The sequence below is a fragment of the Deltaproteobacteria bacterium genome (assembly GCA_016874775.1).
Classification (GTDB): Bacteria; Desulfobacterota; Binatia; order Bin18; family Bin18; genus VGTJ01.
Genome location: VGTJ01000002.1, coordinates 23,347 through 37,966, shown reverse-complemented (window position 1 = coordinate 37,966; position 14,620 = coordinate 23,347). Strand labels below are relative to the sequence as shown.

The window sequence follows — 14,620 nt, the reverse complement described above, 5'->3', positions numbered from 1 at the left end:
TCATCTTCATCGTGCATTCTCAATGCTTCACTGTTTTGCCGCCGCTCCTGCTATGAGATCGCACACTCGCTCAACGTGTCCTGGGTCTGGGGAGTCGAGGTGCACATGCACCACCCGTCGCCCGGTCGCTTCAAGTGAAGCAACATCGCCTAGTGCCTGCGCCAATTCCAAAGTGGCAAAGGAGAAGGGCTCACCTGGAATGGCCAGGTCTTCCTGCGGTGTTGCTGTAAGCACGATAAACACACCACTATTCGGACCACCTTTGTGTAACTGGCCGGTTGAATGGAGATAGCGAGGGCCGTAACCGCCCATCGTTGCTACACGGCACAGGTCGCGCAGTTGGCTACGGACACGCTGCAATGATGCTTCAATCTTGTCGTTGACTGGCAGATAGGCAAGCAGTCCGAGGTAATCGCCTTTCTCCACCGTGCGCAGAAACTCTGCCAGCGCACTGAGAGGGCGAGACACATCGTTACCACTGGCTTTGATCTTTTCCCAACTGGCCTGATCACAGGTCAACGAGGTGCCGTGTATTGGTACCTGGGGTGTGGGAACAGGGAGCTTTCCCTCGGTGGTGAATCGTCGCAACAACGCTTTTGTCGCATCTTTTGCTTGTTGAACATTTGGTTCATCGAACGGGTTGATATCCAAGATGGCACCGGCGGTAGCGGTGGCGATCTCCCAACGTACGAACTCTGCACCAATTGCGGCAGGAGCATGCATACTGATCGTGATAATGGGAAACCCCGCTGCTCGCAGTCGCTCCATTTTGCCGTCTCGATCATGTTCTTCAGGATCGCCGCCATGGAGTCGCAAGCGGACAAACAACCGATCGCCTCCATACACCTCTGGCAGTCCGAGTGGCTCACCAACAATGGGAACAATGCCTGTCCCCTTTTTCCCCGTGGACTCAGCGATAAGCTGTTCAATCCACAAGCCAAATGGACGCAGATGTGGGCCAGTAACGAGCGTCAACTTATCGCGGCCAGTACGGGCAGCCGCACCCATTGCGATACCTAAGGCGACGCCAGGGTTCTGGGCGATGGCGTTGGTTGGACCACATAAGAGTGCCATTCCCCGCCCCCAGGCCAGGAGGTCGACCAAATCAATCCCCATGAGTGCGGCTGGCACGAATCCAAAGAAAGATAGAGCGGAATAGCGGCCACCAATGTCTGACGGGTTCACGAAGATCTCGCGATAATGATCGTGTTGCGCCTGTTCATGGAGTGCAGTTCCTTCGTCGGTAATCGCGACGAGGTGACGAGCAGGATTCGCAATCCCGGCGTTTTTCAACAGCTGGCAGAAGTAGGCCGACAAAGTGTTGGGTTCGATCGTTGTGCCGGACTTACTGGCAATGAGGAAGATCGTCTCTTTCAGTGATATGCGATCAGTAATTGCCTTGATGGATCCAGGGTCAGTCGAGTCAAGCATCGTGAACGTTGGAGCCCCAGGCTGCACCCCGAGGATCGCCCGCATCACCTCTGGGGCGAGGCTTGAGCCCCCCATGCCAAGCAGGACCACGTGTTTGATACCGTCATGACGGACAGCGGCAGCAAAGCGCTTCAGCCGCGGGAGCGCTTTTGCCATCACTTCAGGTGAATCCAACCACCCTAAGCGATTCGCGATCCGTTTTTGTTCCGTCGGATCGTCTGACCACAGTTCCGCGCGTTTGCTCCACATGCCTTCGACATAGTCTTGGAGTTGCAGGTCGATATTGTAGCGGTCGAGCGCGTCACCCAATTTGGCGCCAGCAATCTGATAGCGGCCTTTCAACAGTGCGGCTTTGCGTTTGGTATCGACTCCTAAAAGAAGGGTGTCAAACGAATCAGCGAAAGCTTGGAGCCCTTCCTCTTTGAGTTGCCCGTGGACCTTGGTCATGTCGACACCCAATTCGCCAAGGCGATCAAACGCATTTTGTGCCTCTTGCGTGTTGAGTTCGATCGTGGGGCGCGCACGGCCATGATCGCGAAACGCCGCAAGTGCACCAGGAGGAACCGTATTCACCGTGTCCGGGCCGACAAGTTCTTCGATGTAGAGGACGTCGCTATATTTGGGATTTTTCGTGCCAGTGGAAGCCCACAGTGGACGCTGGCGACGGGCTCCGTGCTCTTCTAGTCTTTGCCACTCACTGCTAGAGAAGAGCGCTTTGAAGCGCTGATACACCAATTTGGAATTGGCGATGGCGGCCTTGCCTTTCAAGTTTTCGATGCCTTGGCGTGCTTCGCTGTCACGGGTGGTAGCCAGCGCTTGATCGAGGAGTTTGTCGACGAGAGAGTCAATCCGGCTCACGAAGACGCTCGCGACTGAGGCGACACGACTGATGTCTCCGCCTTTATTCAAACGGTCAGAGAGTCCACCAATATATGCCTGCGCAGCAGCTTCATAGTCGGCGATCGAGAAGAGGAGGGTGATGTTGACGTTGATGCCGTCGCTGATGAGTTTGCGTACCGCGCGAAATCCGGCTGGCGTACCAGGGACTTTGATCATCACGTTATCGCGTCGGATCTGTTGCCACAGGCGATGCGCTTCGGCGATCGTTCCCTCGGCATCATCAGCTAAACGTGGAGAAACTTCGAGACTGACATAGCCATCGCCGCCATTGGTCGCGACAGAGACAGTCTGCAGAATATCTGCAGCTTCGGTAATATCTTGCACGGCGACACGCGTATAAATGTCTTCAGCAGACAAACCATGACGAGCGAGGATGGCCATTTCCTCGTCGTAGGCATCGGTTTTGTTGATCGCCTGTTCAAGAATACTGGGGTTTGAGGTGACGCCGGAGACGCCGTCTCGGTTGATGATGCGTAATAACTCGCCAGATGCGAGGAGTTGGCGACTGATAAAGTCATACCACACACTTTGACCATACTGGCGGAGATCGAATATTTGGTTTGCCATCGTGGCTTCCCCTTCTAACGAGCTGAGGCTACTTGACGTTTGTCTTTGCGCCGAACAACCTGTTGGATAGCGCCCAGCACATGTTCAACTGTCAGACCATAGGCGCGGAAAAGTTCTTGCGGGGTGCCAGACTCGGCAAAACTGTCGGGCAAACCAACAAACTCCATCGGGACTGGACAGCGATTGACGACTACTTGAGCGACAAGCGAGCCTAGCCCTGGGCGGCTTAAGTGCTCTTCAACTACGACTAACGCTCCGGTATCACGCGCGGCAATCTCGATCGTCGCTTCGTCCAACGGCTTCGCCGTATGGAGATCGATCACCCGCGTGTGAATGCCTTTGCGTTCCGCTAATTCTGCTGCCTGGCACGCCAGGGCAACCATCAGGCCATTGGCGATGACAGTGACGTCGTCACCATCTGAGAGTGTTTTGGCACGACCGAAAGCAAACCGTTCTCCGGCAGGATAAATTTTGGGCGCGCGTGGGCGGCTGACACGAAGGTAGACCGGACCGTAATGGGCAGCCGCGGCTTGGACCAATTCGCGTGTGGCCACCTCGTCCGCGGGCATGGCAACCGTGAAGCCTGGGAGGCTGCACGCCAGCGCAATATCTTCGATCGACTGCTGCGATGGGCCATCTTCCCCTAAGCTGATTCCACCGTGTGAGCCAACGAAATTGACATTCATTTCCATGTACGAGCAACAGATACGGAGTTGTTCATAGCCTTTGCATAAGAGGAACGAGGCAAAACTCGAAGCGAACGGAATAAAGCCGTCAGAGGCGAGTCCGGCGGCGATAGAACACATATTGGCCTCGGCGATCCCCACATCAAAAAAGCGCGCCGGAAATTTTTTGCCAAACAGCGAAGTGAAAGTCGACTTCGACAGGTCAGCATCAAGGACCACAACTTTAGAATTCTCTTCTCCCAATTGTGCTAACGCGTGACCGTATGCCTCGCGTGTCGCCATCCCCAGTTCCCATTGTGTCGGCCAGCGTTTGATCATGGCGCTTATCTCCCGGTGGTGATTTCTTGCAAGGCTTGCTGGATTTGTTCAGCTTTTTCGGGGACACTGCCGTGAAACTTGATCTGGTTCTCCATGTATGACACGCCTTTTCCCTTCACCGTAGTGGCAACCAAAACTGTAGGTTTCCCTTTGGTCTGTTCGGCATGTGTAAAGGCGCTGAGGATGTGTTCGTAATTGTGCCCGTCGATTTCCTGCACGTTCCATTGAAAAGCACGCCATTTCTCGGCCAATGGTTCGAGGCTAGTAATTTCCTCGACGCTGGCATCGAGCTGCAGGCGGTTGTAATCGACGATAGCGCAGAGATTGTCGAGCTTCTGATGCGCTGCCCACATCGCCGCTTCCCAAATTTGCCCTTCTTCGCACTCTCCGTCGCCAAGCATGACGTAGATGCGAGAAGGGCTGTTACGCAGACGAGCGGCAAGAGCCATCCCCACACCGAGTGAGAGGCCGATGCCCAGCGATCCCGTCGAGGCCTCCATAAGGCCAAATTTGCGCCGGTCAGGATGCCCTTGGAGTGGGCTGCCAAAGCGCCGCAACGAGGTTAATAGATCTGGGGTAATGTATCCGGCTTCGGCCAGCGCGGCGTACAACACCGGACAGGCATGACCTTTCGAGAGAATGAAGCGGTCGCGATCCTGCCACGTGGGATCGGTCGGCCTATGGCGCATGACCTGGAAGTACAAGCAGGTAACAAGGTCAGTCGCCGAGAGGCTCCCTCCTGGGTGGCCTGAGCCGGCAGCAGCCAACATTTCGATGATCGACCGACGGATGTGTTGGGCCTTTTCGCGCAGCCGGGTAAGCTGCTCACTGTCGTGCATGCGTTTCTCCTTATTAACTCCCTGTTACACTCCGAAGCAGAGTAGCGGGATGAAGTACGGGCTGGGACCAAGAGGAAGGAGAAACAGGTTGTTGGGTGTCCCTTTGTTAACTTACTAAACCACGCTTCGTAATGTCAAATGTCCCCTTATTCATATTCGATGTATGAGCGAGTCTCTCCGTTTCAACGGCCTCGGAGAGAGACGATGGCGGGAGAGGGGGGAGATGTCTATACAGAAACAGCCTGAGGAAGGTACGAAATTTCCCTCATGGGGGAAATTTCTCGCACGCAGGTGAACCAAATCTGGCGAAATTATGGTTCGCAGACGAAATGAATCAGGGTTGGCGGATTTCCATCCAACGGGCGACCAAGGCTGATGACTCCTGTTCCCTGCAGGAGCAGTTCTTCGCGGTGGAGGTGCAACGGCTTTTCGTTCTGAATGATGACGAAAGTCCCATTGGTGCTTTGGTCGAGAAGGACGAATTTTCCACGACGCAACTCGACCCGCGCATGCAGCCGTGAGGCGAATTCATCAGCGATCACGAGGTCATTCTCTTGTCCGCGGCCGATAGAAACCGACGGACGAGATGGGGTAACTTCTACCGCTTGCTCACCAAAGCTCAGGCGTAATCGCGCGGAATGTGCTGTGGGAAGTGGAGCAAGGCTAGGCCCTTCCATGCGGGTGAGTTCATCCTCACGCCAGATGACTTCATAAATATCAACGGCTTCTTGTTTTCCCTTGAGCGGGGCACGGTCGACATGTCGTGTCATGGTTTGCAGCGAGGTGGGGAGTGTGTCGACAGTTTGACGGGAAGTAAGAATCTGATTCGCTTTTGCCAGGCCGACGATACGGGCAGCCAGGTTGACGGCATCGCCAAAAACATCCGCTGCTTCGACCAAAGCTGGGCCATAATGTAAACCCACCCGAATGGTGAGCGGGCTTTTACTCAAGGCCGCACGTTCGGCCAACGATTCCTGCATCGCACAGGCCGCCTGGACCGCAACTTCAGCACTGGGAAATGTACTCATCACTTCGTCACCGATAGTTTTGATGACTGTACCTCCACGTTGCTGAATCGCTTCGCTGAGCACCGATAAACAATCCGCAACCTTCTGCCGCGCGAGTGCGTCACCCAAGGTCTCATACAGGCGGGTACTTCCACTGATATCGGCAAAGAGAATGGCGAGAGTTGTCGTTGGCTGATCCATGCTCTGTATTATATAAACTTCATCGCGCGAGAGCTATGGCAGCCTGGCGCAAGGGACCGTGGGAAAAAAGCTATCGGCTTGGGCGAAGGCCAGCCTTTAGGCTTCAGGCTTTAGGGGGAAGATGGCAATGGACTCTCCGATATCCTTTCCACTCCCCGCTTGGCGTAGTGCTCGACCGTGAGCATCTGGTGAAAGCGCTGCAGTCATCAGGCGTTGAAAATCGATTTCTTGCTCTGTCCAGGAACGTTCAGTGAACAGTAACGCGAGCAGTGCTTGACGAACGGCATAAGCGTAGAGCTGTTCTTCGCCGCATTGTTGCGGAGGATGATGCGCACGAGTCTCGTTGATGAATTCTTCTACTGCTGGAGGGACATACGCTGAGATGGGTTGCTCGGTCGCAAGGTTGTGACGGACCTGTGTCGCCGATAAGTCGGTGATATTTGCGGGGAGAGTGAAGAAATGCACGTGTTGACGAAACGGATGATTCTCAGGCTGGTCGAATAATTGGGAAAAGCTCTGCTCATCCATATCGCCACGATTGGCAACAATAAGTGAGGTAAGACTGAAGAGTTGTTGTAGCGCTGCGTCCCGATCTTGATAGTAACGCGGGTCAAAAATCTGTAACAACTTGTCCATGCCGATGAGGAAATTCAGCTCTACCTGATTGCCAAACAATGAGTGAAATGCTTGTGCTTGCTCGAAATAGAGTCCACGATTGACGAGGGCGACGCCGAGGTTGTGATGTTGCTCAACATAGAGCGAGAGTGACAACAGACGATCTTCTAAGCTCATGCCTGTTACTTGCTCTTTATCAACTGTCACTTTAGCAAGGGTAAAGAAGACCTGATCGAGGGTAAAGGCTTCGATTGCTTTTTCTGCTAAGGTCGTGTGGGCGAAAGTGAGAGGATTGAATGACCCGCACAGGATTCCGACACGACGGAGCGATGGTGCGGTGTGAGGAGCAACAAGTCGGACGGTCGGAGGAGCAACAAGGTCGAGTGTGTCTACGGCTTCTCGTAAGCCAAAGAGGCGTGTGAGATCGTAAATTGCCTGACCCAAGATGGGCATGGTGGTTACCTATTCCGATCTAGATGCTCGTTCCGACGCACTTCTCTCACACGTGTGGAGAATCCCATACGCCGTAATAAGAATGCCCAACGTGTGAAGTGCTTTGCGTTTTCAGTGACAACTTCAGCTCCAATCGCTGCACCGGCGAGCAAAATGAGGATGTCATTGACATGTTCTCGAGGTTCAATATTCCCATAAAGCCGACTGTAGTGGCGAATCCCTTGACCTGCCCGTATCCAATCTTCTGCGGTCGGTACCACGAGAAAACCCAATGTCTGATATGTACCAATACTGTAGACACTTTTTGGAGATAGACGATTCGTAAATGGCCGACTTCTTTGAGATCAGAGAATTAAATGCAAGTCAGGGAGCATGCTAACTTTGCTTTTATTCGATTTTGTAGCCGTAACCTTCTGATTTTATAGAAATGTTCCGCCGAAAAAGTGTCTGAAGTACTGATATGTACGATAAATTACATCTAAATCCACTTTATCCCGGGCAGAACGTGTTCCAGCGTAAAGTTCACTCAATACGACAGTACTGAGACGAACGCGAGCCGTGCGGATCATGCTTTCTATAAGATCCGTATATGCCTCTTCTCGGAGGTATGGGATGTAAATCGAAGTATCGAAGATAACAGGCAAAGCAATCATCGGGGTTATTTGCGCGAGTCTGGGGCGCTCCGATGGAAAACATCCTCAATACCGCCGCGTGCACGGATGCGGCGAAAAGCGGTTTGGGCTTTTTCAAGCGCAAGTCGGTCTCGTACGGCAATACGGACTGCTTCTGATTCAGTGGCGACTTGCAAGACACGCTTTAGCATACGAACGTCTTCTTCATTGACCATAAAATTTTTTCTCGCCAGGGTTCCAGAGGTGCGCATACTGCTTGCTTCTCCACGTGTGGAAATTTCTTCCTCAATATACACACCTGCAATAGTCGGTCAATTCATTCTGCCGCTTCCCTACTTGATTAACTGGATTCGGTATATAACTTCGCTTTCTCAACCAGTAATACACGGAGGACTCATGGCAGAGGTGCGTAGTTTCGGTCGCGTCAAAGTCATTATCGGTGAGAAAAACGGCAAGTATCCGCACGGTAACTCGATCCTGGTCGAAGATGATGTGACCGCGCTGATCGACCCATCACAGACAGTGTATGAAATGCAAGGAAAGGTGACAGGCCGACCGGTGGATATGCTGCTCAACAGCCACTACCACGAAGACCACTGGATCGGCAGTCATTGGTTCCCCGAGGTACCGCTCCACATCCACGCACTCGATGCGCCAGCGATGCGCTCGTTGGAAACGCTTCTGGACTACTATGGTATGGATGAAGCGTCGAATGACGTGTGGCGACCAGTTTTGCTCAAGAAGTATCACTATAAGTCACGCGAACAGATGGTGCATTTCCACGATGGTCAGGTGTATGACTTCGGGCACACGCGTATGCGCGTGCTGCATACGCCCGGTCATACGGGCGGACATTGCTGTTTCTTTTTTGAGAACGAAGGGTTGCTGTTCTTAGGAGATTGGGATCTGACCAAATTTGGCCCGGTGTATGGCGATGCCACCTCTGATCTTATTGCTACCATCGCATCGCTAGAGCAGATTCGTGCCCTCAGTACGAACACGTTGGTCAGTTTCCATCACGTCGGGATTTGCGAGAAGGATCAAGCGGCAATAGTGCAAAGTTATCTGGATATCGTCTATGAACGTGAGCAGATGTTGCTGGAGTTTCTTGCCCAACCACGCACGTTGACCGAGATCATTAAGAAGCGAATCGTCTACCGCAAAGATTACAATAACGTCGTCTGGATTGATGCGGTCGAGAAGAATTCGATGCAGTTTCATCTCCAAAAACTGATACAGGAGGGAAGGGTGGTGCAGGAGGGAGAGCGGTATCGTGTAGCATAAGCGCTTCTTCTTGCTCTCGCTATCTGATTAAGGTAGCCTTCCCAGAAATTCTTCTGCTCCCGCCTGGTATCCTGCTAAAGCCTCGCGCGGAGTGACACGAAAGGAATCGACATGAGAGTTGGCATTCAGATGGTTATCCAGAATCACAAGGATTACTCCGACCGCGAGATGTATAAGCACGAGCTGCGTCTAGCGATTGAAGCAGAAGGCTGGGGCTACGACATTCTGTGGCCAGTGGAACATCACTTCTTTGATTACTCAATTTGCCCGGACAACATGCAGTATCTGAGCTACATCGCGGCACGGACCGAGCGCATGGAACTGGCGACTGGTGCCATTATCGTGCCGTGGAACAATCCAATGCGCGTGGTCGAGAAAATGGTTTTGTTGGATCATCTATCTGATGGTCGTGCTGTTCTGGGATTGGGGCGCGGCCTCGCCCGTCGTGAGTATCGAGGCATGGGTGTCGAGATGTCCGAAGCCCGTGATCGTTTTAACGAGGCCTCTGAGATGATCGTGAAAGGCTTGGAAACTGGCTTTGTTGAAGGGAACGGCAAATACTATCCCCAGAGCCGCATTGAAGTGCGCCCACGCCCGATCAAGAGCTTCAAAGGTCGTCGTTACATGGTGTGCATGTCGCCTGAGTCATTCTCGGTTGCGGCGTCACTCGGTCTTGGCGCGATGTTGTTTTCGCAGATGTCGTGGGAAAAAGTCGCGGACGTCATCTGGGCGTATCGCGAAGAATATCGCCAGAAGAATAATGGTGAGGAAGCACCACCGATTCACATTGCCGATTTCGTCTCCTGTTACACAGATAAGAAGAAAGCTGAAGAAGTCGCGCGCGAAAAGATCGTTGGCTACTACTTCAGTGTCATGGAACATTACGAAATGCTCGGTGACCATTTCTCTGGTACTGGCAATTCATACCAACATTATGCCAAAGCGTCAGAGGCAATGAAGGCTGCAGGGCAAGACGCAGTAGTTGAAGATTTTCTCAGTGCCAACCTGTGGGGCACCCCGGACATGATTATTGCCAAGCTGCGCAAGCGCCGTGAACTGATTGGTGACTTTGAAGTTAACGGTGCTTTCAGCTACCAGAGTATTCCGTACGACCAAGTTGAAGCCTGCATGAAGTTGTTCGCCAAAGAAGTCGGGCCAGAAATTAAGAGTTGGAAACCATCGCCGCAACCACGTCGCACTGCGGTGGATGTCAACGCATCGGCACCGGTGCGGGCTGGGAAATAATCTCACGGTTCCCCACAGTTACCCACAGCTCACGCTGTGGGCTGTATTGTGTCACCCCTAGCGAGGTTCGTTGAGCCCTGGAAGGGCGACATTATACAGCCCACGGTGTTAACCGTGGGGGCGTTGGCGAGAATGACGATCGTGTCATTTGCCGATTCCCCATAGCTCACGCTATGGGCTGCATTATGTCGCCCCTAACGGGGCTCGTTGGTGAATTGTCACTTCTTCATGAGCCTCGGAGAGGCGGCAGATTATAGCCCACGGTGTTAACCGTGGAGCATGACGATATATTTCAGCCCACGATGTGAATCATGGGACAGATGTGACCCGCCGGAATGTGACAAGACAATTTATGACGGGGCTTTTGATTGCGTATCCCATCCGTGTAAGGTGGAGGGCGAGGTGGGAATCGCTCTAGCATGATTGCTCCGATTAGTGCGCATCAGATCTTTCTGTTCCTTGTGCAGTTCGCTGTATTGTTGGCTAGCGCTCGTTTGTTCGGTGAGATGATGAAGCGCTATGGCCAGCCACCCGTCTTTGGTGAGTTATTGGCTGGGATCGTTCTTGGCCCTTCCTTGTTGGGGTGGCTGCTCCCCGAGGTTTCTCTCGCGCTCTTTCCCCGTGATGCGTTGCAATATCAACTGCTCGAATTGATCTCCTGGCTGGGCATGATTTTCCTGCTGCTGCTGACTGGACTTGAAACCGATATCACCATTCTACGCAAACTTGGCCGACCAGCAGCACTTGCCTCACTCTTCGGTATTCTTCTGCCTTTCACTCTTGGTTACATTCTCGGAACCATGATCCCCGACCGCCTGGTTGCGCGTCCAGAGCAGCGAGTGGTTTTTCATCTATTCATGGGAACGGCGATGGCAATCTCTGCCGTACCGGTGATTGCCAAGATTCTCATGGACCTCAATATGCTGCGCCGCAATATCGGCGCGATTATTATGGGATCGGCCATCGTTGACGACATCGCTGGATGGCTCATCTTGTCAACTCTGATTGGCATGACCACGAAAGGTGTTCTCGATTTTCGCGATGTGGCTGTTGCCGTTGGGAGTACTGCAGTTTTTGTGCTTGTGGCGCTTGTGTTTGGGGTACACCTTGTCCGTCGCCTGATGCGGTGGGTTGATGAACGGGTACTCGTCGAGGAAGGCCATATCACTGCGGTGTTGGTGGTTACGTTGATCTGTTCAGCAATTACCGAAGCCATCGGCATCCATGCGGTTTTTGGCGCTTTTGTTGCTGGCGTGATGTTGGCGCAATCTCCGCGTGTACGTGCCAATGCTCTGGAGAAGTTAGTTGGTGTCGTACATGGCGCATTTACGCCGGTCTTTTTTGCCTTTGTCGGGTTACGGGTGAACCTCACGCTCTTAAGCGATTGGGGCCTGATTGTTGCCGTTATTGTAGTTGCCTGCGCCGGGAAATTAATCGGTTGTACCCTCGGTGGGTTGTTAGGACGCCTGCCGTGGTGGGAGTCATTCTCGATCGGCATTGGCATGAATGCACGCGGAGGTATGGAACTCATTGTGGCGTTGATTGGGCTGACTGCGGGAATTCTTGGACCAGAAGTCTATAGCAGCCTTGTGTTGATGGCGATGGTGACGTCGTTTATGGCTCCGCCTTTGTTGCAATGGGCACTGCAACACATCCCTCTCTCCAGTGAAGAACAAGAACGGCTGGGACTCACGACGGTCCAACGGGGAATTTTTAACAAGCGTACGCTTCGCGTGCTGCTTCCAGCAGCCGGTGGACCCAATGCCCAGACCGCCATGCGTATGGCTGCACCGCTGGCAACGAATGCCGAAGCGCGAATCACAACCTTGTTCGTCGGAAAAGATCCGTCGCAGAGCTTTGGCGTCCTGCGACGATGGTGGCGAGAGAGGGCCCCGTCTGTTGAAGGAGAGCCGCTCTTTGCGTTGCAACGCATAGCTCAGGATTTTGGCGTGACGATTGAGAAACGTGTCATTTCGGCGGATGGCATGCGAGAAGGGGAACTGGTCCGACGTGAGGCTCAGCGTGGATACGACTTGATCCTGTTGGGAGCGTCTGGATATCAGAATCCGCTAGGGGGAGAGTTTCTTGGCGAGATTTTAAAAGACCCACCAACGCATGTTGCTATTGTTAAAGCACGAGATGAAAAGCCACGCTACGAGCATATTCTTGTGCCTACGGCTGACGACGTCTATTCACAGCTTGCGGTCGAATTCGCTGCTATGTATGCCGAAGACGTCGGCGCGCAAGTGACGTTGTTGCATGTCTTGCCGTCCCCAGAACCGCAGCGATTTCGCTGGTTTCGCCGAAGACAAGACGGACTTGAGGAAAATGTCCTGAAAATGATGGCTGACACCATGCTGTGGGAGATGCGCCCCACAGGAGTGAAACCTGAACTACGCTTGGCAGCTAAAGTGATTGAGGGGGCGCGCCCGACTGAGGAGATTCTCCGGGAAGCTCGCAGTGGTAGTTATGACCTGGTTGTCTTGGGGGTAGAGAGTCGCTCGGGCCGCGCCGGAACGATATTGAGTCAAGGAACCGAGCAAATCGTCAATCAAGTCCCTTGTACTGTCGTGGTGGTGTTCCCTCGTGGGTTACGAACCAGTTTCATACATTGACCGTACATTTCTCGACGTGCTAGGGTTTCTCCATGTTTGTAAAGACAGCCACGGTTATGTGCCGTGTCGTTTTTTCTTTCCTTGTCGGTCTTTCGGTGTCTGGCTGTGCAGCCTTTCGTCCGGCTCCTCCTCCCCCGCCTCCTCCTGTCGCTCCTCCAGTCTTCAAGATTCCTGGTGAGCCTGTCGTTCTCTCCCCAGCCGACCGCGCCCTGGGAAATTTTCTCAAGGGGAAAGTCGCGCTTGATCGAGGGGATTCTGAAGTTGCACTTCCGGCATTTGAACAAGCAGTGACTAATGACCCGGCAAGTACCTTTCTGCGCTTACAGCTTGCCAAACTCTATGTTCGTAAAGGGAAGCTGGCGGAAGCGCTTGAGCATTGTCGGAAGGTGAGAGAACAAGACCCGAACAACGCTGAAGCTGAGTTGCTAATGGCTGGACTTCTCTCTTCCATGAACCAAGAAGAGGAAGCTGCCAAGTTGTACGAGGCTGTCCTGGCACGTTCACCACGGAACCAAGAGCCGTACCTCTATCTTGGTACTCTCTATGCCAAGCAAGGGAAATTTGACAAAGCGATCGCCGTTCTCAATAAATTGATGGATGTGCACCCGCGATCGATCCTAGGCTTGTATTATCTAGGCCAGGTGCATGCTGCCGCTAATCAATTTGACAAAGCAGAGTCCTACTACCAAAGAGCGCTCAAGCTGAATCCTCAGTCAGAACTGGTCATGCTCGATCTGGCATTGGTCTACGAGTTACAGAAAAAGCCAGAAAAGGCCATGGAGATCTACCAGAAGGCGCTGTCGTTAAACCCACAAAGCGCGCAAGTGCGCAAACGACTCGGTGGGTTTTACGTGGGGCAGAAGAAATTAGATGATGCACTGCTGCAGTATCGCGAACTCGAAAAAATTGAAGCCGACCCGCAAGAAACCAGAGTCCGCATTGGCCTCATTTATCGTGAGAAAGGGGAATATCAGAAGGCGGAGACCGAACTAAGCCTGGCCCTTGCCGCCCAGCCGGACAATGAACGTGCACGTTACTTTCTTGGTGTCGTTTACACAGAAGGCAAAGAGTACGACAAAGCGATTGCGGAACTGAATCGTATCGCTACAGGATCGGAATACTACCCTGATGCACGACTGTATCTCAGTTATGTGTATCAACGGCAGGGAAAATTGGATGAGGCAATCGGCGAAGCCGATAAAGCACTTGCAGCGAAGAAAGATGACCTTGATCTTTTGGGATTCTTGGCATCGCTCCAGCGAGAAAAGGGAGATCGTGAGAAAGCAATTGAGATTCTGAAAAATATGATCTCGTTGAACCCAGAGAACGATCAGTTTTATTTCACTCTGGGTGCTGTGTACGATGAAACGAAGGATAAGCAGAACTGTATCCTCAATATGGAGCAGGCAATTAAGTTGAATCCCAAAAACGCGGCTGCCCTCAACTATCTGGGCTATACGTGGGCTGAACAAGGAGTGCGTCTCGATGAGGCGGAAAAACTCATTCGCCAAGCACTCCAGGTAGAACCTAACGACGGGTTCTATATCGATAGCTTAGGGTGGGTGTATTACCAGCGTGGTGAGTATGCCAAAGCTGTCCAGCAGTTAGAACGGGCGGCTGAACTTGTGGGGCAGGACCCAACGGTCAATGAGCATCTCGGTGATGCGTACGAAAAAGTCGGACGCACGATGGATGCTGCACGTGCATATCGTGAAGCCCTCGCACACGCCAAAGAAGAAAGCCAAACTCAACGGTTGCGAGGAAAAATCGATACCATCGCGAGCGATAAAAAAGCCATCAGTGACGGAATCTAACTGACTGTTCCGG

Annotated in this window: 9 protein-coding genes; 4 read left to right on the top strand and 5 right to left on the bottom strand. The window is 52.9% G+C overall.

Annotated elements, in window-relative coordinates; translation table 11 throughout:
* Positions 1-27: 27 nt before the first annotated feature.
* The 5 genes from FJ147_00630 to FJ147_00610 all read right to left on the bottom strand — a co-directional run bounded on the left by FJ147_00630 (position 28) and on the right by FJ147_00610 (position 7,017).
* A complete protein-coding gene (locus tag FJ147_00630) occupies positions 28-2,898 on the bottom strand; it encodes a bifunctional transaldolase/phosoglucose isomerase (protein ID MBM4254382.1) in 2,871 nt (956 codons plus the stop codon).
* A 14-nt stretch (positions 2,899-2,912) separates the two neighbouring features.
* On the bottom strand, positions 2,913-3,902 hold the full coding sequence (locus FJ147_00625) for a transketolase family protein (protein ID MBM4254381.1): 990 nt from the start codon (positions 3,900-3,902) through the stop codon (positions 2,913-2,915).
* A 5-nt stretch (positions 3,903-3,907) separates the two neighbouring features.
* Positions 3,908-4,741 carry a transketolase gene (locus tag FJ147_00620; protein MBM4254380.1) on the bottom strand — a complete coding sequence of 278 codons (834 nt, stop codon included), beginning with the start codon at positions 4,739-4,741 and terminating at the stop codon, positions 3,908-3,910.
* 311 nt (positions 4,742-5,052) lie between these two features.
* Positions 5,053-5,949: an adenylate/guanylate cyclase domain-containing protein gene (locus FJ147_00615; GenBank protein ID MBM4254379.1), complete on the bottom strand. Its 897-nt coding sequence runs from the start codon at positions 5,947-5,949 to the stop codon at positions 5,053-5,055.
* 96 nt (positions 5,950-6,045) lie between these two features.
* Positions 6,046-7,017 (bottom strand): nicotinate-nicotinamide nucleotide adenylyltransferase, encoded by a 972-nt coding sequence (locus tag FJ147_00610; protein MBM4254378.1) that lies wholly within the window; start codon positions 7,015-7,017, stop codon positions 6,046-6,048.
* 719 nt (positions 7,018-7,736) lie between these two features.
* Between FJ147_00610 and FJ147_00605 the strand changes: the two genes are divergently transcribed.
* The 4 genes from FJ147_00605 to FJ147_00590 all read left to right on the top strand — a co-directional run bounded on the left by FJ147_00605 (position 7,737) and on the right by FJ147_00590 (position 14,607).
* Positions 7,737-8,933 (top strand): MBL fold metallo-hydrolase, encoded by a 1,197-nt coding sequence (locus FJ147_00605; GenBank protein ID MBM4254377.1) that lies wholly within the window; start codon positions 7,737-7,739, stop codon positions 8,931-8,933.
* A gap of 111 nt (positions 8,934-9,044) precedes the next feature.
* The gene (locus tag FJ147_00600; GenBank protein ID MBM4254376.1) at positions 9,045-10,178 is read left to right on the top strand and encodes an LLM class flavin-dependent oxidoreductase; all 1,134 of its coding nucleotides are present in this window, start codon (positions 9,045-9,047) and stop codon (positions 10,176-10,178) included.
* Between the two features lie 419 nt (positions 10,179-10,597).
* On the top strand, positions 10,598-12,793 hold the full coding sequence (locus FJ147_00595) for a hypothetical protein (protein MBM4254375.1): 2,196 nt from the start codon (positions 10,598-10,600) through the stop codon (positions 12,791-12,793).
* A gap of 32 nt (positions 12,794-12,825) precedes the next feature.
* Positions 12,826-14,607, top strand: a complete 1,782-nt coding sequence (locus FJ147_00590; protein MBM4254374.1) for a tetratricopeptide repeat protein — start codon at positions 12,826-12,828, stop codon at positions 14,605-14,607.
* Positions 14,608-14,620 lie beyond the last annotated feature (13 nt).

Bases quoted from the DNA above. Each gene is read 5' to 3' on its own strand.
- FJ147_00630 (MBM4254382.1), bottom strand. From the start codon at position 2,898: ATGGCAAACCAAATATTCGATCTCCGCCAGTATGGTCAAAGTGTGTGG.
- FJ147_00625 (MBM4254381.1), bottom strand. From the start codon at position 3,902: ATGATCAAACGCTGGCCGACACAATGGGAACTGGGGATGGCGACACGC.
- FJ147_00620 (MBM4254380.1), bottom strand. From the start codon at position 4,741: ATGCACGACAGTGAGCAGCTTACCCGGCTGCGCGAAAAGGCCCAACAC.
- FJ147_00615 (MBM4254379.1), bottom strand. From the start codon at position 5,949: ATGGATCAGCCAACGACAACTCTCGCCATTCTCTTTGCCGATATCAGT.
- FJ147_00610 (MBM4254378.1), bottom strand. From the start codon at position 7,017: ATGCCCATCTTGGGTCAGGCAATTTACGATCTCACACGCCTCTTTGGC.
- FJ147_00605 (MBM4254377.1), top strand. From the start codon at position 7,737: ATGCGGCGAAAAGCGGTTTGGGCTTTTTCAAGCGCAAGTCGGTCTCGT.
- FJ147_00600 (MBM4254376.1), top strand. From the start codon at position 9,045: ATGAGAGTTGGCATTCAGATGGTTATCCAGAATCACAAGGATTACTCC.
- FJ147_00595 (MBM4254375.1), top strand. From the start codon at position 10,598: ATGATTGCTCCGATTAGTGCGCATCAGATCTTTCTGTTCCTTGTGCAG.
- FJ147_00590 (MBM4254374.1), top strand. From the start codon at position 12,826: ATGTTTGTAAAGACAGCCACGGTTATGTGCCGTGTCGTTTTTTCTTTC.